The 24,554-nt window shown below is 69.9% G+C and carries 28 protein-coding genes; 12 read left to right on the top strand and 16 right to left on the bottom strand.

The window, feature by feature from the left end:
- From MET9862_RS11870 to MET9862_RS11885, 4 genes are all read left to right on the top strand, one after another.
- Positions 1-436 (top strand): hypothetical protein (locus MET9862_RS11870; protein ID WP_210248102.1); only part of this gene is annotated, 436 nt, incomplete at its 5' end.
- Positions 433-1,989: a tail fiber domain-containing protein gene (locus MET9862_RS11875; protein WP_185156834.1), complete on the top strand. Its 1,557-nt coding sequence runs from the start codon at positions 433-435 to the stop codon at positions 1,987-1,989. The genes MET9862_RS11870 and MET9862_RS11875, both read left to right, overlap by 4 nt.
- Positions 1,990-2,123: 134 nt before the next feature.
- On the top strand, positions 2,124-3,623 hold the full coding sequence (locus MET9862_RS11880) for a hypothetical protein (protein ID WP_142583168.1): 1,500 nt from the start codon (positions 2,124-2,126) through the stop codon (positions 3,621-3,623).
- A 3-nt stretch (positions 3,624-3,626) separates the two neighbouring features.
- Positions 3,627-6,842 carry a hypothetical protein gene (locus MET9862_RS11885; RefSeq protein ID WP_142583169.1) on the top strand — a complete coding sequence of 1,072 codons (3,216 nt, stop codon included), beginning with the start codon at positions 3,627-3,629 and terminating at the stop codon, positions 6,840-6,842.
- 228 nt (positions 6,843-7,070) lie between these two features.
- Here MET9862_RS11885 and MET9862_RS11890 read toward each other — a convergent pair whose 3' ends face one another.
- The 3 genes from MET9862_RS11890 to MET9862_RS11900 all read right to left on the bottom strand — a co-directional run bounded on the left by MET9862_RS11890 (position 7,071) and on the right by MET9862_RS11900 (position 8,150).
- Positions 7,071-7,319 (bottom strand): hypothetical protein, encoded by a 249-nt coding sequence (locus MET9862_RS11890; protein WP_142583170.1) that lies wholly within the window; start codon positions 7,317-7,319, stop codon positions 7,071-7,073.
- 163 nt (positions 7,320-7,482) lie between these two features.
- Positions 7,483-7,899: a type II toxin-antitoxin system HicB family antitoxin gene (locus tag MET9862_RS11895; protein ID WP_142583171.1), complete on the bottom strand. Its 417-nt coding sequence runs from the start codon at positions 7,897-7,899 to the stop codon at positions 7,483-7,485.
- Positions 7,900-7,940: 41 nt separating this feature from the next.
- Positions 7,941-8,150 (bottom strand): type II toxin-antitoxin system HicA family toxin, encoded by a 210-nt coding sequence (locus tag MET9862_RS11900; RefSeq protein WP_142583172.1) that lies wholly within the window; start codon positions 8,148-8,150, stop codon positions 7,941-7,943.
- 425 nt (positions 8,151-8,575) lie between these two features.
- Between MET9862_RS11900 and MET9862_RS11905 the strand changes: the two genes are divergently transcribed.
- The 8 genes from MET9862_RS11905 to MET9862_RS11940 all read left to right on the top strand — a co-directional run bounded on the left by MET9862_RS11905 (position 8,576) and on the right by MET9862_RS11940 (position 15,030).
- On the top strand, positions 8,576-9,325 hold the full coding sequence (locus MET9862_RS11905) for a hypothetical protein (protein ID WP_142583173.1): 750 nt from the start codon (positions 8,576-8,578) through the stop codon (positions 9,323-9,325).
- Between the two features lie 77 nt (positions 9,326-9,402).
- Positions 9,403-10,680 carry a phage tail protein gene (locus MET9862_RS11910; RefSeq protein WP_142583174.1) on the top strand — a complete coding sequence of 426 codons (1,278 nt, stop codon included), beginning with the start codon at positions 9,403-9,405 and terminating at the stop codon, positions 10,678-10,680.
- A 36-nt stretch (positions 10,681-10,716) separates the two neighbouring features.
- Positions 10,717-11,274: a hypothetical protein gene (locus MET9862_RS11915; protein WP_142583175.1), complete on the top strand. Its 558-nt coding sequence runs from the start codon at positions 10,717-10,719 to the stop codon at positions 11,272-11,274.
- A complete protein-coding gene (locus MET9862_RS11920; RefSeq protein WP_142583176.1) occupies positions 11,274-12,974 on the top strand; it encodes a hypothetical protein in 1,701 nt (566 codons plus the stop codon). The genes MET9862_RS11915 and MET9862_RS11920 overlap by 1 nt, the downstream gene beginning before the upstream one ends.
- Positions 12,975-13,148: 174 nt before the next feature.
- Complete coding sequence (locus tag MET9862_RS11925; RefSeq protein WP_142583177.1) at positions 13,149-13,940, top strand: hypothetical protein; 792 nt, start codon at positions 13,149-13,151, stop codon at positions 13,938-13,940.
- Positions 13,941-13,942: 2 nt separating this feature from the next.
- A complete protein-coding gene (locus MET9862_RS11930) occupies positions 13,943-14,215 on the top strand; it encodes a hypothetical protein (protein WP_142583178.1) in 273 nt (90 codons plus the stop codon).
- Positions 14,215-14,625, top strand: coding sequence for a hypothetical protein (locus tag MET9862_RS11935; protein WP_142583179.1), 411 nt, complete (start codon positions 14,215-14,217; stop codon positions 14,623-14,625). Before MET9862_RS11930 ends, MET9862_RS11935 begins: the two co-directional genes overlap by 1 nt.
- A 48-nt stretch (positions 14,626-14,673) precedes the next feature.
- Positions 14,674-15,030: a hypothetical protein gene (locus MET9862_RS11940; RefSeq protein ID WP_142583180.1), complete on the top strand. Its 357-nt coding sequence runs from the start codon at positions 14,674-14,676 to the stop codon at positions 15,028-15,030.
- 70 nt (positions 15,031-15,100) lie between these two features.
- Here MET9862_RS11940 and MET9862_RS11945 read toward each other — a convergent pair whose 3' ends face one another.
- The 13 genes from MET9862_RS11945 to MET9862_RS12000 all read right to left on the bottom strand — a co-directional run bounded on the left by MET9862_RS11945 (position 15,101) and on the right by MET9862_RS12000 (position 24,513).
- Positions 15,101-15,421 carry a hypothetical protein gene (locus MET9862_RS11945; RefSeq protein WP_142583181.1) on the bottom strand — a complete coding sequence of 107 codons (321 nt, stop codon included), beginning with the start codon at positions 15,419-15,421 and terminating at the stop codon, positions 15,101-15,103.
- Entirely contained in the window at positions 15,418-15,684 is a 267-nt protein-coding gene (locus MET9862_RS11950; RefSeq protein ID WP_142583182.1) for a hypothetical protein, read from the bottom strand. Before MET9862_RS11950 ends, MET9862_RS11945 begins: the two co-directional genes overlap by 4 nt.
- Positions 15,685-15,939: 255 nt before the next feature.
- Positions 15,940-16,866, bottom strand: coding sequence for a tyrosine-type recombinase/integrase (locus tag MET9862_RS11955; protein ID WP_244612688.1), 927 nt, complete (start codon positions 16,864-16,866; stop codon positions 15,940-15,942).
- Between the two features lie 59 nt (positions 16,867-16,925).
- The gene (locus tag MET9862_RS30070; RefSeq protein WP_244612689.1) at positions 16,926-17,354 is read right to left on the bottom strand and encodes a hypothetical protein; all 429 of its coding nucleotides are present in this window, start codon (positions 17,352-17,354) and stop codon (positions 16,926-16,928) included.
- Positions 17,347-17,967 carry a DUF1643 domain-containing protein gene (locus tag MET9862_RS11960; RefSeq protein ID WP_142583184.1) on the bottom strand — a complete coding sequence of 207 codons (621 nt, stop codon included), beginning with the start codon at positions 17,965-17,967 and terminating at the stop codon, positions 17,347-17,349. The genes MET9862_RS30070 and MET9862_RS11960 overlap by 8 nt, the downstream gene beginning before the upstream one ends.
- Positions 17,954-18,724, bottom strand: coding sequence for a hypothetical protein (locus MET9862_RS11965; RefSeq protein ID WP_142583185.1), 771 nt, complete (start codon positions 18,722-18,724; stop codon positions 17,954-17,956). The genes MET9862_RS11960 and MET9862_RS11965 overlap by 14 nt, the downstream gene beginning before the upstream one ends.
- Positions 18,721-19,497 carry a hypothetical protein gene (locus MET9862_RS11970; protein WP_142583186.1) on the bottom strand — a complete coding sequence of 259 codons (777 nt, stop codon included), beginning with the start codon at positions 19,495-19,497 and terminating at the stop codon, positions 18,721-18,723. Before MET9862_RS11970 ends, MET9862_RS11965 begins: the two co-directional genes overlap by 4 nt.
- The gene (locus tag MET9862_RS11975; protein ID WP_142583187.1) at positions 19,497-20,273 is read right to left on the bottom strand and encodes a hypothetical protein; all 777 of its coding nucleotides are present in this window, start codon (positions 20,271-20,273) and stop codon (positions 19,497-19,499) included. Before MET9862_RS11975 ends, MET9862_RS11970 begins: the two co-directional genes overlap by 1 nt.
- Complete coding sequence (locus MET9862_RS11980; protein ID WP_142583188.1) at positions 20,266-20,772, bottom strand: hypothetical protein; 507 nt, start codon at positions 20,770-20,772, stop codon at positions 20,266-20,268. Before MET9862_RS11980 ends, MET9862_RS11975 begins: the two co-directional genes overlap by 8 nt.
- A 1-nt stretch (position 20,773) precedes the next feature.
- The gene (locus tag MET9862_RS11985; protein WP_142583189.1) at positions 20,774-21,070 is read right to left on the bottom strand and encodes a hypothetical protein; all 297 of its coding nucleotides are present in this window, start codon (positions 21,068-21,070) and stop codon (positions 20,774-20,776) included.
- A complete protein-coding gene (locus MET9862_RS11990; protein ID WP_142583190.1) occupies positions 21,067-21,372 on the bottom strand; it encodes a hypothetical protein in 306 nt (101 codons plus the stop codon). Before MET9862_RS11990 ends, MET9862_RS11985 begins: the two co-directional genes overlap by 4 nt.
- Positions 21,369-22,427, bottom strand: coding sequence for a phage Gp37/Gp68 family protein (locus MET9862_RS11995; RefSeq protein ID WP_142583191.1), 1,059 nt, complete (start codon positions 22,425-22,427; stop codon positions 21,369-21,371). Before MET9862_RS11995 ends, MET9862_RS11990 begins: the two co-directional genes overlap by 4 nt.
- A 4-nt stretch (positions 22,428-22,431) precedes the next feature.
- Positions 22,432-24,513 (bottom strand): DNA cytosine methyltransferase, encoded by a 2,082-nt coding sequence (locus MET9862_RS12000; RefSeq protein ID WP_142583192.1) that lies wholly within the window; start codon positions 24,511-24,513, stop codon positions 22,432-22,434.
- Positions 24,514-24,554: the final 41 nt, after the last annotated feature.

Below are 24,554 nucleotides of genomic sequence, written 5' to 3' on the forward strand. Positions count from 1 at the left end.
TCCGGCGACCCTGATGCGTCTCCAGGCGATCGACCACACCGACCTCGCAGCAGCGTGGCGGATCGCGGAGCCGTGGCTCGCGCGGGCCTGCGCGCGGCCGGGCTGCGATCTCTCGGCACCCGAACTGCTCGACCTCTGCGCGACAGGCCGCGCCCTCCTCGTCGGCATCTTCGACGGTCCGGATTTGGTCGCTGCCGGCGTCTCGCAGGTCCGCCAGCACGGCGACGGTTCGCGCACCTGCTGGGTGCTCGCCGTCGGCGGGGCCGGCGCCCGCGCTTGGCGCCACACCCTTCGTCAGATCGAGGCCGGTGCCGCCGCGCGCGGGGCGCGCAGGGTCGAGTTCGTCGGCCGCCCCGGCTGGCGCCGCCTCCTGCCCGACTATGCGGCCGCGCCCTGCGAGGCCGGCATCCACTTCACCAAGGACCTGCTGAGATGAGCGGCGGCGCCACCAAGACGCAGACCACCAACTCGACCCAGACCTCGACGCCGTGGGATCCGGCGCAGCCCGCGCTCCAGCAGATCCTCGCTGGTGCCGGCGCGGCCTACACCGCGAACAACCTCGCCCCGGTCTATTCAGGCCAGCGCGTCGCCGGGCTCGGCTCCGACACGCTCGCCGGCCTCGGCCAGATGAAGAGCGGCGCGGCGGCCGGCGCCGGCACGGCCGCATCCGGCAACGATTGGCTGAACGGCCTCCTCCAGAGCGGCGGGGCCACCGCGGCGACGCAGGGCGCGACCGCGGGCCTCGCCGGCATCAACCCGAACGTCGATACGTCGGGCGTCGCGACCTCGGCCGCGCGCCTGTCCGACCCGAACAGCCTCGCGCGCTCGACCGGCTCCGCCCTGGCGGGAGGCGCCTACAACACCGACACGTCCGGCCTCGCCGGTCTCGCGGGCGATCTCGCCTCGGGCGGCACCCAGACCCAGCGCTCGCTCCAGGATGTCGCCGACGGGAAGTATCTCGGCGGGGCGAACCCCTACCTCGACGACATCATCGGCCGCTCCGCCAACGACGCGGCCTCAAAGGTCTCGCAGCAGTTCGCGGCCTCGGGCCGGTACGGCTCCGGCCGGTTCTCCGGCGCGGTCGCGGACGCCGTCGCGGGCGTCGGCACGCAGGCGCGCTACACCGATTACGAGAACGAGCGCGGGCGCCAGGCCAGCGCGGCCGCGGCGATCGACGCGGCGCGGAACGCGAATGCCTCGACCACGGCCGGCCTCTTCTCGACTCTGTCGGGGATAAACCAGGGCAACGCGGGTCTCGCCACCACGGGCGCGAACCTGTCGCTCACGGCGGATCAGGCCGGCCTCGCGGGCGAGAGCGCGCTGGCGGCCCTGCGCGGCAACAACACCGATCGTGCGCTCGGGCAGGCCGGCGCGCTGCTCTCGGCGGCGCAGGGCGACCGCGCTGCCGGCCTTGCTGGAATCGCGGCTCTGCCGACGACACAGGCGGCCCTCCAGCAGCCCGGCCAGACCCTCGCCCAGGTCGGCGCCATCCAGGATGCGGCGCGGCAGGACGAGATCAACGCCGACATGCAGACGTATGACGAGCGCGCGAACGCGGCCTGGAAGCAACTCGGGAACTATGCCGGCCTCGCCACCGCGATCGGCGGCATGGGCGGCACCACCACGGGCACGCAGGTCCAGAAGGTCCCGCAGGCCGGTCTCCTGCAGCAGATCCTCGGCACGGCGCTGGTCGGCTCGAACATCGCGAGCCAAGCGGCGGGCTCGGGTGGGTGGGCCGCCCTTCTCTCCGATGAGCGCGCGAAGGAGAACATCGAGGAGGTTGGCGCGCTCCATGATGGCCAGCCGATCTATCGCTACAATTACAAGGGCGATCCCCGCACGCAGATTGGCCTCATTGCGCAGGAGGTGGCGGGGGTCGATCCGGATGCCGTCGCTGTCATGCCCGGTCTCGGCATGCTCGGCGTCGATTACGGCCGCGCGACGGATCGCGCCGCAGGACTGGCTCGCTTCCCGGAGATGACACGATGAGCGTCGGTTCCCCGTTCGGCTTCGGGCCGCTCCCGCAGGTCTCGCCTGAGGATCTCGCCGCCCTGCTGCGTCGGGCGCCACTTGGGCCGGCCCAGTCTTTCACCGGCACGTCCGGTGCCGGCCCCGCGGTTGCGATGGACGAGGCCCAGACGCAGCAGCTTGAGCGCGGGATGGGCATGGTCCCCGACGTCACGAGCGCGCCAGCGCCTCAGACCGTACCCATGCCCCCGCGCCGCCCCTTCGGTTTCGGCGCGCTCCCCTTGCCGGGCCAGGGCGACGCGGCCGCCGATGTGCCGGCGACAGGCGCCGTGCCGGCGGCGGGGCAGATGCCGTCGGCGGCTGCCCCAGCTTCGGCCCCGCAATCCGCCCCGGCCTTGGCCGAGCCCTCGCTCGGCGACCGCATCGGCTCTGGCCTGGACAAGTTCCAGAAGAACGGCGGCTTCGACATGCTCGGCTCCATCGGCATGGGCCTGCTGTCCTCGCCGACCTGGGGCGGCGGTCTGGCCGCAGGCATGAAGAACTACCAGGATTCGAGCGACAAGCGGGCGGCTTCGAACCTCGCGCAAGCCGAGTATGGACTGAAGGTCAGGAAGCTTGCTCAGGAGGAGCAGGGCCAGAACGCAACGGCCGCCTTCATCAAGAGCAAGATCCCGGGCATCCCGGATGCTCAGGCGCTTGCCCTGGCCGGCAACGGTTCGTTCGTGACCGAACTCTCGAAGGGCATCTTGCCGCCGCAGGAATTGTATCGGCAGTACACCGATACGGATGGCAACCGCTGGAACCGTAACGAGCGCACCGGGCAGGAGACGATCGCGCTGAAGGCGGACGAGGACAAGACGGTCGCTCCGGTTTCGGAGGAGGATCGGGTCCGCCTCGGCTTGCCAGCCGGCTCCTACCAGAAGGATGCGAACGGCAAGATCAGCCCCATCAACCCGACCGGGACCACCATCAACATGGGGGGCGAGAAGGCCTACGACGCCGAGGTCGGGAAGACCTATGCGAAACAGTTCACGGACATCCAGACGGCCGGCCGGAACGCGACCAACAAGATGAATTCGCTCGCGCTGATCGAGCAGCAGATGACCGCGCCCGGCTTCTACTCCGGCTATGGCGGCGAGCAGGTGAAGCGCTTCAATCAGCTCCTCGGCGCCATCGGCATCAAGGACGCGAAGACCGCCTCGCCGGCCGAGGTGGTGGACGCCCTCTCAAACCAGGTCGTGCTCGACCAGCTCAGCGGCTCGCTCGGGGCCGGCATCTCGGACAGCGACCGGAAATCAATCGCGCTCATCGGTCCAGGGATCGCCAAGACGCCTGAGGGCAACCGGCAGCTTATCGGCATCTACCGGTCAATCGCGCAGCGTGAGCAGCAGATCGCTCAGATGGCTCGCGATTATGCCAAGGCGAACGGCGGTCGCATCGACGCCGGGTTCGACGATCAGGTGGCGCGGTTCGCAAACGAGAACCCGCTGTTCCCGGCTGCGCAGGGCGGCGCAACCGCGAAATCCGATGGCGTGGCGGGGCCGACCGGTGCGGGGAATGTCGCCGCCCCGCGCACCCAGGCCGATTTCGATGCCCTGCCGAAGGGCGCCATGTACATCGACCCGGCCGACGGCCGCCGCTACCGGAAGAACTGAGCCATGGCTGGTCCCCGTTTCAGCGGCACCCTTGTCGAGGACGAGCCGGCAGCCCCGCGCGCCGGCCCGCGCTTCTCCGGCACGCTCGTCGAGGATGATCTGCCCGCCGCCGGGCTGCCCGGAGACGGCTCGGCCGCGATCGGGCGCGGGATTATCAACGGCATCCCCGTAGCCGGCCCCTACCTGCTCGGCGGCCTGAACCGGGTTGCCGCGGGTATCCGCTCGCTGAAAAACGACACGAAGTTCTCCGACGAGTTGCGCACCGTCGAGCGCTTCGGTGAGGCGACCGAGAAGGCCAACCCGATCGCCTCTACGGTGGGCGAGGTCGGCGGCGGCATCGCCGGCACCGTGCCCCTGGTAGCCGCGGCGCCGGTGGCGTTCGGCGCGGGCGCGGGTAGTCTTGCGGCGCGCTCTCTTGCCTCAGGCCTTTCCGGATCGGCGCTCGGTGGTGCCGATTCGGCGGCTCGGAACGGCGGTGACGCGAACTCCATCGCCACTGGCGCGGCCATCGGCGGTGTGCTCGGTGGAGCCGGTCCGGGCGTCGGCCGCCTCGTCGGCAAGGGCGTTGCCGCGCTTCGCGGTGGCGAGCCCGGCGCGCCGCTCGTGCGCGAGGCCCTGGCCGGGCTGAGCGATTCCGAACTCGCCTCGGCCCAGTTCATCCGGGATCAGGCCCGTGCGCTGCCGGGCGGCGGCGTCGATCTCCCGCTCGACGAAGTCGTGAACGCTGCGACGGGCGGCAAGGGCGCTCGCCTCTCGCAGCTCGCCCGCGTGGCGGCCAATTCCGGCGGCGAGGGCGGTCAGCGCGCGGCCGAGGTCTATGCCGGCCGGCCGGCCTCGGTCGACAACGTGGCACGCGCCGCCTTCGAGCAGGTCGCGCCGCAGAACCCGAACCCGTCGCGGATCGGCCCCGCCATCCAGGAAGCCGCTCAGGCCGGTGTAACGCAGACGCCGGAAGGGATCGCGTTGTCCCGGGCGCGCACCGCGACCGGCCCGCGCATCACGCCGGAGCAGGCCGGGCAGGCCATCCAGACGGATCTCCGCGGCGTCCGCGATCTCCGCGAGGCCGCTCGCTCCTCGCGCGCCAACGTCGATTATCGGCTTGCCCGTGAGGCCCCGGAGAACGTCGGCATCGAGCGGATGGTGACCGTCGAGCGTCCCGGCGAACCGATCATCACCTATCCGGAGGGCCGGCCCCAATTCCTGCCCGATGCTCCGCGTCCGCTGGAGAAGCCGGCCTTCGATCCGATCCAAGGCGACGCCGGCGGCGAGAGCCTCGCCCGCTTCGTCGCCCGGAACGGCGGCATCGACCTCAGCGGCGATGCGCGCGCGGCCGACCTCCAGCGCTTCAATATCCCCGGGCTGGGCACCGTGGCGCGCCCCGGCGGCAAGTCCATCGACAATTTCTGGCGCGAGTTCCTCGTCGACCATGGCTATCTGAAGCCCGATGCCGACGGCGGCGCCGCGCGCGACGTCACGAACGAGCTGCTGCGCCTGCTCCAGAACGAGCAGCGCGCCGGCCAGGCGGGTGCGCGCTTCCCGATCTATTCCGAGCGCACCGCCGGGCGCACGGCCTCCTCGCAGGCCGACGAGTTCCAGAACGCCCTCCAGACCTGGAGCGGTCGTTTCGACGAGGACCTGACCCGGGCCGGAATCGACCCGGCCTCGGTGCATCCGGAGATCCGGTCGCGCGTCATGGGCGCGCTGATGCGCGGCGAGGAGGGCGACCCCCTGGCCGCCTTCGAGCGCACCGTGGGCGCGATGCGCGAGCCGCCGGCGCCCTACGTGAAGAGCACGGTGATCGAGGAGCAGATCCCCGACGTGCGGTTCGGGCAGGTAGACCCTCGTCCGGCTCTTGCAGCGATCGACCGGCAGGCGAGCACGGCGAAGGGCGATGTCGCCTCGACGCTCGGCTCGATCCGCAGGATGCTGTTCCGCGGCGGCGACACGGATATGAGCGTCGAGGGCATGTTGCATGCCCGTGAGCGCATCGACCGGCACATCGCCGAGGCGGTGGAGATCGGTGACGCCACGAAGGTTCGGGATCTCGAGACCGTGCGCACTGCCCTCGACGGGCAGCTTAAGCGGGTCCCCGAGGTCGCGGTGGCGGACGCGAATTTCGCCCGTAACTCGGTGCCCCTGGAGCCCTTCGCGGGTAACAATCCACTTGGCCGCATCGTGCGTCGCGACGAGCTCACCGGCCGCATGGCGATGCCCGCCGAGCAGGTCCCGGGCACCCTGTCGGGCCCGACCGCGCTCCGCGAAGCCCTGGCGAATGGCGGTCCCGCGACCCGCGAGTCCGTCGAGCGGCATCTCACCACGCAGCTTGTCGAGCGTGCCACCGGGGCCGACGGCAACCTGTCGGCCGACGCGCTGCGCATGGCGATGCGGGAGCATGCCGACGTGCTCGACCAGATCCCGGCTGTGCGGGATCGCCTCTCGAACCTGGTGGTCGCCCGCGAGGGGATGAGCCGGGTCGAGGCCTCGCCGCTCGGGCGGCTTGCCGAGAGCCCGGATGTGTCGAAGGCGATCCGCACCGTCTTCGCCGCGAACCCGGCCCCGGGCAGCCAGGCGGAGGTCGCGGGCGCGATGGCCGCGCTCGCGAGGAATCGCCCGAGCGCCGCTCGCGATCTCGCGCGGATCTATCTGGAATCCGTCTTCAACGAAGCAACCCAGCAGGTGAAGGGTATCGCGTCGCAGTATGGTGGCGCCGGTTTCGCCTCCGCGGTGCGCGGCAACCCCCAGCAGCGCCACAACCTTGAGGCGGTGGTGCGCGCCCTGCCCGACGGCGACACGCTGTGGGGCGGCCTCGACCGGCTCCTGACGACGCTGGAGGCGACCGGCTATCGGCCACAGAAGGGCTCGGACACGGCGTTCAACACGGCGATCCGTGAGCAGCTCAAGAGCGGCACTCCCGTGCGGCAGGCCGTGGCGGATGTCGCTTCCGGCACCGCGGCGGGAGCGAGCGTCGGCGGCGTCACGGGCGCGGCCGGCGGCGCGCTGGTCGGCCTGCGACGTGGGGTCAGCGACGCGCTGGTTCAGGCCCGCGTGATGGGCAACACCGATGCGTTGGCCCGGCTGATCTTCGATCCGAAGGCTGTGCCGGATCTGCGCGCGCTCGCGCGCTCGCCAGCCGGGAGCCCGAACGCCGAGCTCTTCACCTCGCGGCTGCTATCGCTGGCGTATCCGGCCACGCCAGCGCGCGAAGGCAGCCGCAATTGAACCGCGATAGACAAACACCGCGAGCGGGATCCACAAGCCCACCATCACACCGAGCACAAACTGGGGGCTGAGTGTGGCACTCAGCCAGCCGATTATGGGCGGGACCACCCGGTGCAGCACCCAGCCCAATCCCGCCATGGCGAGGGTGAAGAGGACCCAGCATAGGAAGCGCTCGAAGCGGGTTGGCATGGCGGCAACGTAGCACGACCACCGCCATGCGCCATCGGCCTACCAGCGTGGGTTGCGCGTGCCGGTCTGGCCGGAATACGGGTTGTAGTTCCCGCGCGTGCCGTAATTATCGTACTGAGTATTGTTCGGATTGGTCGAATAGTGCGGTTGAACGTAGGTGCCGTGGCTGTTCGTATAGCCGGAGTTGTAGTGACTGCTTGAGTTCGAACCGTACCCGTAGCCACCGTACTGCGCTGAAGCACCAGCGACCGATCCGAGCAGCAGCGCGATTGATAAAGCCGTCCGCATGACGTTCCCCCTGCGCTTGAATGCGCGGCAAGGACAGTCATTCAAGCCCACGGTTGAGTCGAGGCGGCAATCTCGCTGATCGCGCAATAACCTTAAGTGTTGCGATCTCGCCTCACCGTGCCGTTACGACGTGCCCTTCTCGACTCGCCGCCCGGCGGGGCGGTCACGCCTCCGCGGACGCGCGCAACCGCTCCTTCGCTGCCGCCGCCAGGAAGCCAGACCGGGTCTCGCCAGCGGCGCGCGCCGCGCGATCAATACGCTTGAGGATGCCCTCCTCCAGGGTGATGTTGACCCGGACCGACTTGCCGGGAAGGTCGACCTCGAGGAGCCAGAGCATCGCGCCGGGTCGGGCGACCTCCTCGCGGAACTCGGGATCCTCATGCAGGCGCCCGGGCGTGCGAACCGCGGGGATGGGCTCGCCGTCCTCGACCATGCCGCTGACGTGGAAGGCCAGCATCTCGGCGGCCTTCGGGATCAAGGCGTCGAGGCTGTCGGCCACCGTCGTCGCGCCTGGAAAATCGGGGAAGGACGCGCCGAACGCGCCGTTCTCCTCATGGATCAGCATGACCACCTGCGCCATCGGGCCCTCCTTGGCTTGCGCGTTCGGCGATCCGGCGGGGCTCACCAAGCCCAGCCGGCCTGCCGGTAGATGCTCCGGAGCGTCCCGGTCGGGATCTCGCGGGCGCCCGTGTCGATCGTGACGCGTCCCGGCTTCGTCGGGTGCCGGTACTGGACGTGATCGCCGGGGCCCTTTCGAGCGACCGTCCAACCATCGGCCGCGAGTGCCTTGAGGACATCGCGGGTCCGAGTGCTGTGGTCGATCCGAGACATGGGCCACTCCGTTGATGTGTATTGATACACACGACTGAGGGCTTCGTCAAGCTCAAATGTGTATCGATACACACCGGTGGCGGCACCCTTGACCCGACGGGCGAAACCGTCGAAACCACCACCGTCCCGAGGCGTGCGCGCCGGGATCAGCAAGGCCGTCCTCCGGGGCGGCCTTTCGCGTTTCAGGATCCCCGCACATGGCCGAGAAGACCGTCTTCCAGCGACTGGAGGACCTGGAGCAGCGCGTGGCCGAACTCCAGCGCCGGCTCGGCGTCCCTGTTCATCCGCAGTTCGTGGATCACGGCGGGATTGGATGCTGGCCGATGGGCCCGCACACGCACGGCCCCCGTGATGAGCACGGGCTCCCATCTTGCGGCACGACCGGCTGCTGCTCTGGCAACTGCCGCTTCCGCTGAGGACGGACCATGGCCGATGATCCCCGCGTCGCCGCGCTGATCGCCTCGGCGCAGCGGATCGGCGCCGACCCGCTCGATTACGCGACCGTCATGTCCTACGAGACCGGCGGCACGCTCGATCCGAGCACCCGGGGCGGCGCCGGCAACCGGCATATCGGCCTGATCCAGTTCGGCCCGGCCGAGCAGCGGGCCTATGGCGCAAGCCAGGATCAGACCTTCGAGCAGCAGCTCGGCGCCGTCGAGCGCTACCTTGTCGACCGCGGCTTCAAGCCCGGGATGGGGCGGCTCGACCTCTACTCGACCATCAACGCGGGCAGTCCCGGGCGTTATGGCGCCAGCGATGCCGGCAACGGCGGGGCGCCGGGCTCGGTCGCCGACAAGGTTCGCGACCAGATGGGCGCGCACGAGCAGAAGGCCTCGGCCTTCCTCGGCGGCTCATTCACCCCGCGGATGCCGGCCGAGGCCGGCGGCACGGCGGGTGCGGGCGCCTTCGGGCTGTCCGGACCGGTCTCGGCCGGGGCCGCCTCCTCCGTCACCCCGGCCGCGGGCGCCACGATGCAGGCGCCGGCCGAGGCGGAGCGCGGGCCCGATGTCGCGGCGATCCTGAAGGCGCTGACCTCGACCGGTGCGGCCACGGCCGCGGCGGCTCCCCAGGCGGCCGCACCCGCCCCGATGCCGCTGCAGCCGGTCCAGCGCCGCGCGCAGCCCTTCGACGCCGCGGCCTATCTCGCCTCGCTTCAGCGCACCGCGCGCACCTGACTTTCTCGAACCTGTCGGCCGGTCCGTCCCGGCGCCTCCCGAGGCGCGCGGGCGCTTCCGGCTGCCCGTGAGGTCCCATGACCGGCCTGATCGACTTCAGTCCCGACGCGAGTTCGAACGACGTCGCGGCGGCTCCGATCTTCTTCGGAGAGGGCCAGCCCGCAGCGACGATCAACAACTCGGCGCGCGAGCTGATGGCGGCGCTTGCCCGGTGGCGCGACGACAATGTCGGCACGCTCACCGCCATCCGCGGTTCAGGTGACGTCTACGCGATCGCCACCAGCCAAGTGTTCAAGGTGGCGTCTGGCGATGTCGCTGGGACCAACACGACAGGGCACACGCTCAGCTTCGTGGTCAACGTGACGAACCAGGGGCCCGTGCGGCTCGCGCCAGACGGTTGCCCCGCCAAGTCGCTGCGGCGCCATCTCGCGCGGGAACTCGGGCCCGGAGACCTCATCCCGAACGTCGTCTACCGCGTCGCCTACATCCCATACCTCGACTTCTATGTGGTCGTTTCCCCGACCATCGAGCGACCCGGTCGCATCGCCATCCAGGCCGACATCAACGCGGATTCGGGCTGGGTGCCCTGCGATGGGCGGCAGGTCTCGCGGGTGAGCTATGCCGCCCTGTTCGCCGCGATCGGCTCCGCCTACGGGAACGGTGACGGCTCGACCACCTTCAACGTGCCGAACTTCAACGGTGGTCGTGCGCCCATGGGGCCGGGGCTGTCCGGCGCAGGTGGAATCAGCGGGACGCTCGGCTCGAGCGGCGGAAGCGAGACCGTCACTCTGACTGAAGCGCAGATCCCCCCGCACGGCCATGGCGGCAGCATCTCGGGCGCCGGCGGCCACGACCACGGCGGGACGGTGACAGCGGCGGGCCAGCACAGCCACGGCGGCGGCACCGGGGCTGCCGGCGGGCACGGCCACACTGGCTCGACGGCTGCGGCTGGCGGTCATGCCCATTCCGGCACGACCGCGAGCGGCGGCGGTCACATCCATCCGATCAAATTTGACCGCGCAGGGATCTATACGACCGGCGGCGGCGGTATTGCGGTCAGCAACATCTTCCCGAACGGTAGTAATTCCGGTGGTGTGACCGACGACAACGGGACCAATTCCGGCGCTCACCAGCACGCTCTGCAGATTGATGGCGTCGGCGATCACGCGCACGCCTTCACGACGGATGGCGTCGGCGATCATGCTCATAGCATCGTGGCGGATGGCTCCCATCAGCACAGCATCCCGGGCGTCGGCGACCACAGCCACGCCCTGACCATCAACCCGACCGGCGGCGGCGGCGCGCATTCGAACATGCCGCCGGGTCTCGTCGTGGCCTTCGTCATCAAGGCCTGACGGCCGCCTTCCCCCCTACAATCCGGAGAGCTGCCCGTGGGCGTCCTATCCTGGGCCCTCGACCGCTTCGCCAACGCGACGGCCGACCCGACCATCCCCGCTCAGGACGGCGCCTCCGCGCGCTCGTTCATGGACCTGCTGCGCGGCGTGATGGCCGGCAGTCGGGCTCTGGCCGACGATCAGGGCGGCGCGATCGTCACGGCCGGTACGGGCAATGCCTACGCGGTGTCGACCGCCTCCGGCGTCACGCAACTGCGGGCCGGGCTGAGCCTGCTCATCCAGATCGACCGGACCAACACCGATGCCGCGACCCTGAACGTCGATGGCACCGGACCGAAGCCCTGGCGCGACGGTGACGGGGTCGACTTCGCGAACGGCGCGCTCCCGCCGAAGCGGTTCGTCCGCGTCACCTGGGACGCGAGCCGCAACACCTGGATCAGCGACGTCCTCTCGCTGCTCGCCTTCGATTTCGCCTTCCGCGCCTGGATGGCGAGCCTGCCGACGGCGCCCGACGGCCTTGGACCCGGCAAGCCCTGGAAGCAGGGCGATGCGGTCAGCGGCTACGCCCTCAACATCACCGGGACGAACACCTGATGCGCGCCCTCGCTCGCCTCCTCGCGCTGGTCGCGATCCTCACGCCGGCCGCGGCCCTTGCGCTCGACCCGGCCAAGACGCCGCCGATCACCTCTCGCGAGGTGACCACGAACCGCGTCATCCTCCAGGGCTCGGGCTCGACCGGCGACGTGTCGGGTATGAGCGTGAGCCTTCGCGGCATTCAGCGCTCGCTGGCGGTGAAGCTCGGCGAACTGCCGACCATCCAGGACTTCGTCCAGGCCACCGATAACGGGGACTACGCGCCCGCCATCGAGCGCGCCGCTGCGGCCGGCGTGAAGGACATCCGTTTCCCCGGCACGCAATCGGAGTACCCGCTCAAGCGGACGTTCAATCTGCCGAACGGCGGCATCTACCTCCACTGCGATTCCAAGCGAAACGTCGTCCTGAAGCTCTACGGCAGCGACGTCTATCACGGCATCGTCGGTAACACCTCGACCATGTCCTACGGGTTCGGGGTCGAGAATTGCGGCTTTGCCCGCGACGCGGTCGCATCGTCGGGCGCGGTCCTGAAGCTCCAGAACCTGTTCTACTGGGACTTCAACGATGTCCGGATCTTCTCCGAGAACAAGATCTGGCGCGGCCTGGAGCTGTTCTCGGTCGGGCGCGGGATGGCGCGCGACGTCACGGTCGACGATGTCCGCGAGCGGGCGGTCTACGCGAGCGGCGGGACGGCCGGAGGCGGCGCGGTCGGCGGCCCGGTGGTCGATAACATCTTCGATTACTGGTACACGACCAACGTCAATACCGTTTCGCCCGATCCCGCCAACGACGGGGTGTTCTACTTCGAAGACAACTTCTCGGCGCAATGGATCTACAACGTCAAGGCGGCAATCTACAAAGGATACCTGATCTATTTCAAGGGCACGCTGGCGAACCGCAGCAACAATGGCCTGAACCTCGTCGTCAACCCGAACGCTGAGAGCACCTTCAGCCCGTCCGGCTTCCTGCGGATGGACAACGTCGTGTCGAGCCAGGTCGGCGGCGCCGGCGCCTGGATCTCGGCCTACGGCCTGCCGGCGATCCGCATCGGCCAGAACGCGCTCAACTCCATCGCCAAGGGCCTGCAGATCGGCATCTCGGGCCCCGTCGATGCGGTGCTCGACGGCGGCCAGTACACCACGACGCAAGACCTTGAGATCGCCGATTACCCGGTCGGCGGCGTCGCGCAGTCCATCGCGGCGGTTGCCCTGCAATCGACGGCGGTCGGCGCGAAGGTCGAGCGCATCTCGGCCAACGCCACCCTCAACGCGGTTCGCAACGAGGAGACGACGAACAACAAGGGCTTCGTCCTCCGCAACATCGATTACTACAACCTGCGCGGCGATGTGGTCCCGGGCTTCTACGGCGACGGGACGAACAGCATCCGGGATGTCGTCGCGCGCGGAGGACAGGGGCCGTCGAACTACTTTGTTGCGGCGGCAACGGTCACCTTGCCCTACGGCAAGCCGATGTACTTCTGCTATCAGAGCGGAACCATCGATAAGATGCTCGCCCCCGGCTACCTTGGCGAGGTCCGCACGATCCAGTTCCAGTCGGGCGGCACTGTGCGGGACATCAACCAGTCCGGTGTTGCTGGCGGCGCGGGCGGCTTCATCACGAAGTCGCGCGGCGCGACCACCTATGCGACCTCGGCCACGGCCAGCTTCAAGTGGTTCGCCGGGTACTGGAACGAGATGTAGAGCCGGCCCGGCCGCGCCTGATGCTGCCGTGCCGCCTCCGGGCGGCTCTTTCATGCCCGGAGGTGCCCGCGATGAAGCGCTCCGGCCTCGAGGCGCGGGTCACCCCGCTCCCCTGACGTGTCTCCCGTCCTGGCCGCCCTGTGCGGCCTTTTCCTTTTGTGCGGACCCTCCGACATGGCGCTCGACCTCGACCGCGCGAAGTTCTTCGACGCGGTGCGCCGGCAGCCGTTTGCCGGCCATCTGACCCAGCCGCAGGTCGCGGGCATGGAGGCGATCCTCGCCGCCTGCCCGCCCGACCTCGGCGTCGAGAAGACGGCCTATTGCCTGGCGACCACCTTCCACGAGACGGCCCGCACCATGCAGCCGATCGAGGAGTTCGGCCGCGGCAAGGGCAAGAAGTACGGACCGACCGGCTTCTGGGGACGCGGCTACGTGCAGCTCACCTGGGAGGCGAACTACGCCAAGGCGACGAAGCGCCTGCGCGCGCTCGGCATCCTCAAGGCGAGCGAGGACCTGGTGAAGACGCCAGCCCTCGCGATGCGGCCGGACGTGGCCGCCACGATCCTGTTCTACGGCATGGTCGAGGGCTGGTTCACGGGTAAGGCGCTCGCGGACTACTTCGGTCCCGGCCGTGCCGACCCGGTCGGGGCGCGGCGCATCATCAACGGGACGGACGCCGACAAGCTGATCGCGGGCTACCACGCGCAGTTCCGGGTGGCGCTCCTCGCCTCGGTGCGCATCCCCGATCCGGCGCCGCCGCCCAAGGCACCTGACCCGCTCGCGCCGATGACGGGCGCGAATCCCATCGGTGAAAAGCAACCGACGTTGCCTCTCACGAAGGCCCCTCCCGTGGAAACCAAGCCCGCCCCCTCCGGCGGGCTTTCTTCTGCGCCGAGCCCCGCTGCGGCCGCGCCCGGCTTCTGGGCCCGCGTGCACGCCCTCTTCTCCCGCCCGAAGGCCGCCTGATCATGCTCCCGCGCAACGCTCGCCGCCTGCACGCGTTCTGGCGCCGTCTCCAGGGCTGGCGCACCTTCATCTTCTTCACGCCGGCCTTCCTGCTGACGCTGCTCGACATGCTGCACGCGGTCGACTTCCGGCAGTTGCTCCTCGACATGGGCGCGCCCGAGGGCACCGCGAAGGCCATCGTCGCGCTCTGCTTCCTGATGGGCATCGTGCTCCGCGCCTACAGCACCACGCCGCCGATGCGGCGCCTCGAGCCGCCGGCCGAGGCGCCGCGCTGATGTGGGCCGTCCTCGCCAAGCTCGTGCTCGGCCTGCCGGGCGTGCTCGACGGCCTGTTCGGCTACCTGCAGAAGCGCTCCGACAACGGGGTGCTGACGAACGGGCAGAACGTCGCCGGGGACGTGACGGTCGCGCAGGCGCAGCTCGCCGCCTACGTCGAGGAGCGCAAGGCGCTCGCGGCCGAGCGCGCGGCGCAGCGGCTCTCGCCCTGGACGGCCTGGATGATCCCGACGGCCTTCGCGCTGTGCATGCTGCACTTCGGCGCGATCGTCTTGGACTCGACCTTCCTGTTCAACTGGCGCGTGGCGAAGCTGCCGGCGCCGTATGACCAGATGGAGTGGTGCATCGTCATGGCCGTGATCGGCGTGGCCGGCATCGCCCCAACCGTGCGCCGGATCTTCGGCAAGTAACCCCTCTCCCTCCCCCGGAGAGGGGGGAGGGTCGCGAAAGCTCGCCCCATGGACACCTCGTTCCTGTCGCCCGGCCCGATCACCTGGGCGCAGGTGATTGCGCTCGCCGTCTTCCTGTTCGGCCTCGGCAAGGGGGTCGACTGGCTGATCGGGAAGCTGCGCACCGGCACGCGCGAGGCGGTGTCCCCGCTGACGATCGACATGGCGGCGGCCAAGATCGAGATTGCGAACCTCAATGAGAAGCTGAACGCCTTCAAGATCGAGGTCGCGCGCACCTACGTGACGGGCGACGTGATCCATCGCCTTGAGCGCCGAATCGACGACATGGTCACATCGGTGCGCGACGAGATGAAGGAGACCCGGGACACGATGCTCAGGGCCTTCACGGGGCGCGGTCCCGGCTGACCCCGCGGCTTCACATCGCGACCTCGCCCGCGGGCGCCCCTGGCTCAGGCCGGGGGCGCCTTTCGTCGTTTCAGGCCTCGCCCCGCCGCGCCCCTGTCCAGTCCGGCCATGTCGTGATCCGGTTGCCGCGCGCGCCGCAGGCCGAGCATTGCAGCTTCAGCGCGACGTCCGGCACATAGGCATCGTCGGGGAGCCCTGCGAACGGGATCCGCGCTTCGTGCCCGCACTCGCATTCGGCGATGAGGCCGATGGCGCCGTTCGCCCGCGCGTTCGCGATCGTCGCCGGCTCGATCTCCCGGCCCTCGGTGTCATAGGCGCGCTTGGGGTTGCGGCGGTGGCGCGGGACGGGCTCGCCCTGGCCCTTGCCCCAATCGCCGGGTGGTCGGCTCACCCCTTCACCGGCCGCGCGAGCAGGATGGCTGTGCGCGCCATGGTGCGCCTGAACTTCTCGGGCCGGTCGGGATCGGCCAGGGCGGCGGCCGAGGGCTGGTGCGCCTTCACCGCGGCGGCGAGGTCGAGCAGGTAGCCGCCGCCGACCGGGTAGGGCCCGGTGTCCGGCTTGGCGAGGAGGGCGTCGACCGCGGCCTCCACCTCGTCGGTGGTGATCGCCTTCGCCTTCACGAGGTCGCCGGTGGTGGGGATCTGTTCAGGCATCGCAGGCCGCGAAAACGAGGGTTTTTGGAGAGTTTCCGGAGAGCCGCGCTCTCCAAAAACGCCAAGTCATTCGTAAGTGATTGAAAGCATTGGTGGGCGGTGAGGGACTCGAACCCCCGACCCTCTCCGTGTAAAGGAATGGTCCTCCCCTGCCCTCCTCTGCATCTCCCTGCGGGATCGACCCTTTCTTGCCCTTCCGTGCCCGTTCGTATCCGGAGTTTCCGGAGAATAACCGGAGGGATGTTCCCTCGGCGTTCACCGCCGCCGGCTGACGCTCTCGACCACGCTCATCAGGTGCTCGGGCGCATGGTGTCCGTAGACCTGCTCCACGACCTTCTCCGTGGTGCCCAGCGCCATCGCGACCTTGCTGAACGGGACGCCGTCCATCACGGCCCATGTCGCGAAGGTGTGCCGGAGGATGTGCGGCGTCACCTCCGGGCCGAGCCCGGCCGCCTTTCGCGCCGTCGTCCAGGCGCGCCGGAGACGGTCGATCGGCCGCCCCTCGAACTCGACGACGTGCGCGACGCTCTGCGGGCGCCACCGACGCATGTGCGCGCGCAGCCGCTTCGATAGCGGGACCGGCGTGCGCCGCTTAGCGCTTTCCCCTTCGCCTATGCCGCGCCGGTAGAGGATCCCGGAGCGGAGGTCGACGAAGCCGCCCTGCGTGGTCGCGAGCCACTTCAGCCGCAGGATCGCCTCGTGCCGGGTGCCGGTGTAGAGCCCGATCAGAATGAAGCGGGCGACGTGGCGCGACTTGTCGAATTCGGCGCGCATCTCTCCGTCCGGTCCCTTCACGCGTGGGCGGCGCCAGATCGGCCTACCCTTCGGGTCGTTGGCGACGTTGCGGAAGCCGAGCGAGACCCAGATCAGGTGCGCCGCCTCGGTGCGCGTCAGCCAGCGGTCGCGGCCCGGTGTCTTGTCCGGCAGGGTGACGACGACGGGATACAGGAGCTTGTGCTCCTTGTGTGCGTAGCCGAACGCGGCCGAGAGGACGCCAAGCTCGCGCCGGACGGTCTGCGAGCCGACGCGCGGCACGTCGTCAATGTTCTGGAATCGGTAGCCGGGTCCGACCTTGAAGCGGGCCTGTGGCTGCGACATCCGCCATTTCGCGTAGGCGCGACAGACCTGGGGCGTCGCGTGGGCGACCATCTTGCCGTCGAAGAACTCGGCGAGGTGTGGCAACGCGCTCCACACCACGTCCGGGCGCTCGGTCTGCTCGGCGCGCTCGTCGCCGTAGAGCGTCAGGACGTCCGTGATCGAGACGCGAGCGGGATCACCTTTGCCGAAGTCCGGACGGTGCTTTTGCGCGAGGTATTCTTGGAGCGCTCTTTCAGCCGCTTCACGGTCTCCAGCACCGCAGCCCGTCCCGAACTCAACCCCGCCGGTGTCGCGGATGACCCATCTTTGGTCGCGCGCTTTCCAGTAGAGGCGGGCACCTTTTGTTGGACGCGGCATTCCCTGAGCATCCGCTTGATGTCGCCGAGAGTCGTGTGATCCCGGCCGGCAAATCGATAGAGGGCCAACCGATCATGGCCCCCTGCCCTCCGCAAGGCCTTCACGGTCAGGCCGACCGCCACGCCATGAGCGGCAGCGGCCTCGACCGCCACGCCGAGGGGGAGCATGGTCTCGTCCGTGATTTCGGATCGGTCGGGGATCCGGGCGCTACGCATCGAGTCCTCCGCTGGCCGTGCCGGCCTTCCAGAGCACCGGCCGCGCGTCGTCTGGGATGCGCGAGCGGCCTCGCGCCATTGGGTGGATCGGGTGCCCGTCCTTCGACAGGCCGAAGCAGTGGATGTCGGGCCAGGGCGCCTCGCCCTCTTGGATCTGCTCAAGCACGTGGTCGACCCACATCGGGTCCCACGCGCCGGCTCCCCAGCACGCGACGACGAGCGCCGCAGCCTTGGCCTCGCGGACGAGCACGGATTCGGCACGCCAGAGCATGTCCCGCGCGTGGTAGTCCGGGCCGTTCTCCTCCCAGCGCGACCAGTCCCGGCACGGGCCCGGCGTCGAGGACCGGAACGGGTAGAGGTTCACCGCCGTGAACCCGCCGTAGCCCCACGCCCGGGCGAAATGCGTCCAGCGGCAGACGGTTGGATCGTCCTTCCGGTGGTCGGCCGTGCTCGGGTTGAGGCCGATGAAGCAGACGTGCCCGCCCTCGCTCGACCACGTCCGGGTCAGCGTCCAGCGGAAGGTCCCGCAGCGCGACAGGTCGGCGCCGCGCTGGATGGTGTCGGCGAAGGGCGTACCGAACAGGTCGGTCGCGGCGAGGTCAGAGATCGCCATCCTGCGCCCCCGTGGTTCTGGAAAGGGCAGAGCGGGCAGGCGGCTTGCCCGTCAGGACCAGTTCGACCCATTCGGACATGCCGATCTCGACGCCCAGCGCATCGGCTGCGGCTTCGGCAGCCTTGATCGCGCACGTGGTCGCACCATCAGGGCGGGTGAGGGTCATGTCCTGGCCAGCGATGTGGTCGAGCAGAGGCACAGCCGCAGCCAGCGCCTCCCGCAGCCTGGCGCACTCCTCCCGCTCGGCGGCGAGCTTATCGAGCATGACGCCGCGCTCTTCCTGCCACTGCTGCTCGCAGAAACGGTGCGTCTCCCTCCAGCCGGCGGCATCTTCCCGCGCGATGTCGCGCTCTTGCTCTGCGGCGGTGGCGCGGGTCTGCTCGGCCTTTATCCGATCTCGCAGGTACGGCAGCGTGCTGGCCTGCTCGCACCAGAGCTTCACAAGGTCGATGTCCTGCGGGCTGCCGCGGACCGAGCGGACCCCGCAGCCTGAGAAGCCTGACATCTCATCGGCCTCGCGCGCACGGACCTCAGCTTTGGCCAGTTGCTCGCGAAGGGCTGCGGCGTCGGCTTCGGCAGCCTCCCGTGCCTCGAGCCTGGCCCAGTCAGCCTTCATATCGGCTGGCAGGCTGTTCCATGCCGAACGAGCCGAGTGTACGAGATCCTTGGAGCTTTCGGCATGCGCTCGCTCTCCAGGCTCATAGGATCGTGGCGCCTCCTTCAGCGGGCGCACGACGGGAGCAGTGATGGCCTTCATGCTGCCCCCGCGACGTCGAGCGGCTCGGCGCGCAGCGCGTCGATGTTCGCCCGGTGGACGGTGAAGCTGATGGCGGCGACCCACGGGTTCGCGTCGGTCGATTCCGGGCTATGCAGCCGATCCCAGAGGGCCAGGAAGCCGGCCCGGTAGGACCCCTTCAAGTCGGGGTCCCATTCGCGCAGGACCTTGGTGGAGCTTGCGTATTGCGCTGCCCCCTCCGCGACCGCGTCCTCCTCGCTGATGTCCTGCAGCCGCTGGACGCGCACGTCGGTGACGATGAGCGTCAGGCGCGAGGCCCAGCGGGGCATGAAGCGGGGGCTGATCGTTCCGAGCTCGGTCCACGCCTCGGGCGTACCCGCGCAGTGCGTGTAGCGCTTCCGCTCGGCCGTGCGCGGCGCCTCATAGGAGGTCGGGACAATGTAGTCCTGATCGCGCATGCCGGGTGGATGGTAGAGGACGAAGCGGTCAGGGTTCAGGTACGGATCGAGGGCATCGTCCGCGTCGGCATCAATCCCGATGCGGAAGGCTTCCTTGACCCAAAGCCGGTCGCCGACCGCGTAGGGAACCTCCTGCAAGGTCACGACTCGCCCAAGCGTCACGCGAGGACGCCGGTCCCCTTCGACGTGCAGACAACCGACCTCGCAAAGCGTGCCAGCCTCATCGACGGCGAACGGGATCGGCTGCAGCTTCAGGATGCGCCGCGTCTGCGTCTTCCGGCCGGCGAGCAGGGCCTGGACCATGGGCGCGCTGAAGATGATCGGACGGTCGGCCATCAGAGCAGGGCTCCCTGTTCGGCCGCGACGACGATCAGCGGCGGGGTCGGCGGCGCCCAGGTCGCCTTCTCGGCGGCGATCTCGGCGTAGTTTCGGGGATGCTGGCGCTTAAGGTTCGGCATGCCCGGGCCGGCGATCCAGCCGTTGCCGCGTCGGCGCAGCCAGCCGTCCGGAGCCGTCCAGCGCGATGGGGACAGGCCGAGATGCTTGAAGTCCGAGCGCCCGACGGGCCGCTCCTCGAGGAGGATGGCGAGCTTGATCGCCTTCACCTTCCAGGCGGTCAGGGTGATCGGCGACGATGCGCCTGCTACGCAATCGGGTACGTAGTCCGGAAGGCGGCAGCGTTCCGCCGGCGCCCATTCGTGCCAGCTGCCCGCGCGATCGCCATATCGGTTCTCGACGGGCAGCTCCGGGCCGAAACTCCGCCGACCGATGTAATCCGGCTCGGCGAGCCAGAGGATCGTGATGCCGAGGGTATGGCAGATCGTGCTCATGCCCGCCGCGCCGGCCCCGGAGAAGGGGACCAGCACGGCGCGATAGTCCGGGCCGGTGTGGGCGCCGTAGTAGCCTTGCCACTCCGGGAGCGCTTGGGCGACGACGTGCGGGTTCAGCTTCAGCTTCGCCTCGATGCCGATCTGGGCACCGTCGGCGACGCGCACGAGCAGGATGTCGAAGCCCGCCGTCTCCGGGTACGCGGTCCAGGCGCCGTCCTTCGTGGCGAGCGCGATGAAGGCCTTGCAGAGGTCGGCCTCGGAAATGGAGGGCGGCTTAGGCACGAGCGCCTCCGTCCGGTGTGGTCGACGGGGCGTCGGGCGCGCGTCGGATCCAGGGCTCCGCTCGCGGCGCGGCCGGCCGGAGCTCGTTCTGGATGAAGCCTTTGTGGCGCAGCGTCAGGATCGTGGTGGCGACGTCCTCGCGCCCTAGCTTCTCGCCGAGGTCGTGGCGGAAGGGGACGAGCTTCGTCCACTCCTCCGGCACGAAGGCGAGGATCTCGGCCTCCTCCTCGGCGAGGACCGCGGGCACGTTGAGCGCCGCGATCGCGTCCTCGAGGCTGCCGGCTCGGCCGCCATCGACGCTCCATTCCCGAAGGCGCGAGACGCCGAGCCGCTTCGTCTCCTCGTCGCTGAGCGTCGGCCGGTCGATGGCCTGGAGGCGCGGGATCGTGGTGTGCTGCCAGATCGTGCCGCCGCCGCGCTTGCCGTAGTTCAGATGTCCGGCGTCGCGCAGGCCGCCAGCCATGATGGTTTCGCGGGTGATGGTGCTGGTCTCGGCCATGTCAGATCCCTCCCGCCATCTCGATCGCCTCGGCCTTGCAGCGCTCCCAGGTTCGCGCGCACAGCCGGTTCGCCGTGTTCCAGATCGTCAGGGGGCCGGGCTTGGTGATGACCCGCGAGTCGCCGAGGCGGCGCCAGATGCGCCGCCGCCGATGCTTGACCTGCCACCATCGTGCCTTCGTCGCGCGGGGGACGAGCCGCCAATGCCTCTGGCAGATCCATTCCGTGCTGGGATGGATGCGGGCGGTTGCCGCCGTGCAGCCGCAGAAGGGGACGATGCACCGGGTGCGCGCGCTCATAGGCCCAGCGCCTTCCGGAAATCGAGCTGCGCCTGCGCGTAGCCCTGCTGGAGCGCGTCGCGGACCAAGTCGGCCATCCGGTGGCCGATGATCTTCAGGATGTCGTCGTGCAGCGGCTCGGCCGGCCTGTAGAGGTGGCTCTTCCAGTGCAGCCGCGTGATCTCGGCCCCGACGATCGGCTCTCGGTTGACGTCGAGGGCGCCGTACGGCCGCCCGCGGATGACGATCACGCCATCCTCGATGGCGCTGTAGATCTCCCAGTCCCTGCGGACGAAGCAGAGGTTCCTGACGTCGAAGCTCACGGGCGAACCTCCGGCATGCCATTGTGCTCGACGCCGTCGAGGAGGCGGCCGGCGGCCTTCTTGCCGACGCGGGTGACTGCCACCTCGCCGGCAGCCTCGTCCGGCGCGCGATCGTCCGGGATGTCGAGGTCGCCGTCCGCGTCGAGGATCGCCCAGTCACGGCCGCGGGCCTCAGGGATCCATGCGCCGTGCTGCTTGAACAGGAACGGCACCCCGGCGACCGCGCAGGCGTCGCGGATCTGGCGGGCCCAGGCCGGATGCATGGGCCGGGCATTCGGGCCGCTCTCCCCGCCGACGATGATCCAGTCGAGGCGGGATCTGATCGGCTTCGTCAGGCGGACGGTGAAGTCTGGGTGCCCGTCCTCACCGGTGGCATGCATGATTGCCTGCCCGGTCAGCGCGCTCCACCTGTGCCGAGGGTCGCCTTCGCTGAAGGGCATCGCCTCGAAGTCGATCGGCCCGAGCAGCGGCTCGGCGCTGACGAAGCGCACCGCGGCCGGCGTCGCGAGCAGGTCCGGCACGCGCTCGTCGGCGCGGCGCTGGTCCTCGGCCGAGACGCCGAGCCAGACATTCGGGAGAACCGAGCGGTGCCACAGCTTCGGGTGCCAGATCGAATGATCCTTGGGCCCAGCCATGATCTGGCACATCCGTGCCGAACGCTTGGTGAGGACCTGGAAGGTGTGCTGCGGCGCGAGGGCCATGATCGCGAACACCTGCGCGATCCACTCCTCGGGCACCTTCTCGTGGAAGAGGTCGGACATGCTGTTCACGAACCACGTCGTCGGCTTCCGGCGGCGCAGCGGCGCGTCGAGGGCGCTCTCCACGAACGCCAGCCTGCCGGTCCAGCGCGGCTTCCCTCCCCGCATCTCGGCGATGCCCTCGTAGGGCTGGCCGGGCCCCGAGAACCGGGCGGCGATGCCCTCGGCGTAGCAGCCCCCGTGCGGACCTGGGCCGCCACATCCAGGCGAGACCCGCGTGCAACCGCGGATCGGGTTCCACGTCAGGCCCTGCGAGCCATCCGCGTTCTTCACCCACTCGATGCTGGTCTCGGCCATGGCTCTACTCGGCTGCTGCTGGGGTGAGCGGGAGGTCGAGCGAGGCCGCGATCGCGATGGGCTGAACCCAGATCGGTTCGCTCGACAGCATGAAGGTCTCGCCGGCCTGGGCGAGCAGCAGCGTCCGGGCGATCACGCCCATGACGGCCTCGGCGGCGGCGGGCGGGACCATGTTGCCGATCCGCTCGCGCCAGGCGCTGTCGGACTGGCCATCCATGACGAAGCCGGCGTCCTCGGGCCCGACGTAGCTCTGGAGCGCCGCAAGCTCGAAGGTGGTGAAGGGCCGGTGCCAGGTCCCGTCGAGGGCCTGGATCACGGCGACGAGGCGATCGTCCGGTGCCGGCAGGGCCTCGGCCTCGTCCCACATGACCGCCCGCGGGTCGGCGACTGACCAGGGGCCGTTGTTGTTCTTCGCGAAGCCCGGGATCGCGCCGGCCGGCTTCTCCCACGGCGTGACGCCGTAGTGGCCGCCGGTCCGGTAGACGTCGCGGGTCTCCGCATTCAGGCCCCGCGGACGCGGGTCGGCGACGCACAGCGCGCCGGAGCCGACCCGATCGGCGCCCGTCACCGTGCCGGCGGCCCCCTCGTAGGAGACCACCTTCAGCTTGTTGCGGTGCGCGGTGTCCGCCCACGTGCAGCGAGGATCAGCAACCGAGAACCGCCCAGTGGTCGCCTCGGCCTGGGCTGTGATCGCGCCGGCCGGCTCGTCGAAAGGCAGCACGCCGAGGGTCTGGTCCCGCCACGCGCGGGCCGGCCTCGGATCCGCGAGCGCGAACGCGCCCTGCCCCGTGGTCGAGGCGCCGATCACCGTGCCGGCGGCCTCCGCGTAGCCGGTGACGCGGTACTTCCCGGCTCCACCGAACCCGGCACCCGCACGCGGATCTGCAACCGCGAGGCCGCCGCCAGGTCCGCCGGGCCCGGCTACGGCTGGCGCGTGCGCACCCCACGGCACGATCCGGTAGACGTTATTGAAGCGCGGCTTCCCCTGAAGGCGCGGGTCGGCCACCGAAAACGTGCCCTGGCCGGGCGATTTCTGCCCGGTGACGACGCCCGAGGTCTGATCCCAGCGCCGGATGCCAAGCTGCTGGAAGGCGTGCTCGTAGCTCGGGCGCGGATCCGCCACCGCGAAGGTGCCGGTGGTGGGCGAGCCCCGCCCGGTCACCGTGCCGGCGGTCTCGTTCCAGGCGCGCACGCCGAGCACGCCGCGATGCCAACCCGCGTCCGGCTCGATCGCGTAGTCCTGCAGGATGCCGTCGGCGACGCGAAGGCGGTTGAGCGAGCGCCAGTCCGATCCGGCTTCCACGAAGGCGAGGCGGACCCACGTCTTCCACTGGAGCGCCGGCATCCGATGCATCGGGCCGGCGGCGGGATCGCCCGGCAGCGGCAACGCGTCGAGGACCTCGCCGACGCCGCGCAGGCGCCGCCGCGGCGGCTCGTACAGGAAGGGTGGGACCTTCTGGGCGTGGCGCGCCACCAGGAGGAAGCGCTTCCGGCTCTGGGCCAGCCCGCCGAGCACGCCGCAATCGTGCTGCGTCTCCGCGAAGACGTAGCCGTAGGCGGCGAGCAGCGCCCCGATCTGGTCGAGCAGCCAGCGCCCGCGCGTGGCGATCCGCGGCACGTTCTCGAACAGGATGAACTCGGGTGGATCGTCCTGCCACGCCTCCAGGGTGAGCCACACCGCGCGGAGGGTCAGCCCGTTGAGCGCCTGGTACTTCGCGCTGGTCGAGAGCTTGTCAGAGAGCAGGCCGGAGAAGCCCTTGCACGGCGTCGACATGAAAACGACGTTCGGGCGCTCGCCGCCGGCCGCGCGCTGGAAGTCCTGCGGCGTGGCCTCGCGCCAGCCGGCGGGCGGCACACGGCCGTGAAAGGCCGCGAACTGCTCGGCCGTGAACAGGTCGAGGATCGTCCCGGGCGCGCCCGCCACCCGGTTGAAGTCGGCGATGCCCGCCGGATCGACGTCGACGCCGCCGATGCAGCGCGGCTTCGCGACCACGTGCCCGACCCGGGCCTGCCCGCGGTTGAAGCCCTTGGCGCCTCCTCCGGCTCCGCCGCAGACGTGGAAATGCAGGATCTCTTGCTGGATCACAGGACTCGCTCGACGGCTGGTGGGATGGCTGGCGAGGCGGC

It is taken from the genome of Methylobacterium symbioticum, from assembly GCF_902141845.1.
In the GTDB taxonomy this organism is placed as follows: domain Bacteria; phylum Pseudomonadota; class Alphaproteobacteria; order Rhizobiales; family Beijerinckiaceae; genus Methylobacterium; species Methylobacterium symbioticum.

Excerpts from the sequence above, each read along its gene's own strand:
- MET9862_RS11875 (WP_185156834.1), top strand. The coding sequence starts at position 433 with ATGAGCGGCGGCGCCACCAAGACGCAGACCACCAACTCGACCCAGACC.
- MET9862_RS11880 (WP_142583168.1), top strand. The coding sequence starts at position 2,124 with ATGGACGAGGCCCAGACGCAGCAGCTTGAGCGCGGGATGGGCATGGTC.
- MET9862_RS11885 (WP_142583169.1), top strand. The coding sequence starts at position 3,627 with ATGGCTGGTCCCCGTTTCAGCGGCACCCTTGTCGAGGACGAGCCGGCA.
- MET9862_RS11890 (WP_142583170.1), bottom strand. The coding sequence starts at position 7,319 with ATGCGGACGGCTTTATCAATCGCGCTGCTGCTCGGATCGGTCGCTGGT.
- MET9862_RS11895 (WP_142583171.1), bottom strand. The coding sequence starts at position 7,899 with ATGGCGCAGGTGGTCATGCTGATCCATGAGGAGAACGGCGCGTTCGGC.
- MET9862_RS11900 (WP_142583172.1), bottom strand. The coding sequence starts at position 8,150 with ATGTCTCGGATCGACCACAGCACTCGGACCCGCGATGTCCTCAAGGCA.
- MET9862_RS11905 (WP_142583173.1), top strand. The coding sequence starts at position 8,576 with ATGGCCGATGATCCCCGCGTCGCCGCGCTGATCGCCTCGGCGCAGCGG.
- MET9862_RS11910 (WP_142583174.1), top strand. The coding sequence starts at position 9,403 with ATGACCGGCCTGATCGACTTCAGTCCCGACGCGAGTTCGAACGACGTC.
- MET9862_RS11920 (WP_142583176.1), top strand. The coding sequence starts at position 11,274 with ATGCGCGCCCTCGCTCGCCTCCTCGCGCTGGTCGCGATCCTCACGCCG.
- MET9862_RS11925 (WP_142583177.1), top strand. The coding sequence starts at position 13,149 with ATGGCGCTCGACCTCGACCGCGCGAAGTTCTTCGACGCGGTGCGCCGG.
- MET9862_RS11930 (WP_142583178.1), top strand. The coding sequence starts at position 13,943 with ATGCTCCCGCGCAACGCTCGCCGCCTGCACGCGTTCTGGCGCCGTCTC.
- MET9862_RS11935 (WP_142583179.1), top strand. The coding sequence starts at position 14,215 with ATGTGGGCCGTCCTCGCCAAGCTCGTGCTCGGCCTGCCGGGCGTGCTC.
- MET9862_RS11940 (WP_142583180.1), top strand. The coding sequence starts at position 14,674 with ATGGACACCTCGTTCCTGTCGCCCGGCCCGATCACCTGGGCGCAGGTG.
- MET9862_RS11950 (WP_142583182.1), bottom strand. The coding sequence starts at position 15,684 with ATGCCTGAACAGATCCCCACCACCGGCGACCTCGTGAAGGCGAAGGCG.
- MET9862_RS30070 (WP_244612689.1), bottom strand. The coding sequence starts at position 17,354 with ATGCGTAGCGCCCGGATCCCCGACCGATCCGAAATCACGGACGAGACC.
- MET9862_RS11960 (WP_142583184.1), bottom strand. The coding sequence starts at position 17,967 with ATGGCGATCTCTGACCTCGCCGCGACCGACCTGTTCGGTACGCCCTTC.
- MET9862_RS11965 (WP_142583185.1), bottom strand. The coding sequence starts at position 18,724 with ATGAAGGCCATCACTGCTCCCGTCGTGCGCCCGCTGAAGGAGGCGCCA.
- MET9862_RS11970 (WP_142583186.1), bottom strand. The coding sequence starts at position 19,497 with ATGGCCGACCGTCCGATCATCTTCAGCGCGCCCATGGTCCAGGCCCTG.
- MET9862_RS11980 (WP_142583188.1), bottom strand. The coding sequence starts at position 20,772 with ATGGCCGAGACCAGCACCATCACCCGCGAAACCATCATGGCTGGCGGC.
- MET9862_RS11985 (WP_142583189.1), bottom strand. The coding sequence starts at position 21,070 with ATGAGCGCGCGCACCCGGTGCATCGTCCCCTTCTGCGGCTGCACGGCG.
- MET9862_RS11995 (WP_142583191.1), bottom strand. The coding sequence starts at position 22,427 with ATGGCCGAGACCAGCATCGAGTGGGTGAAGAACGCGGATGGCTCGCAG.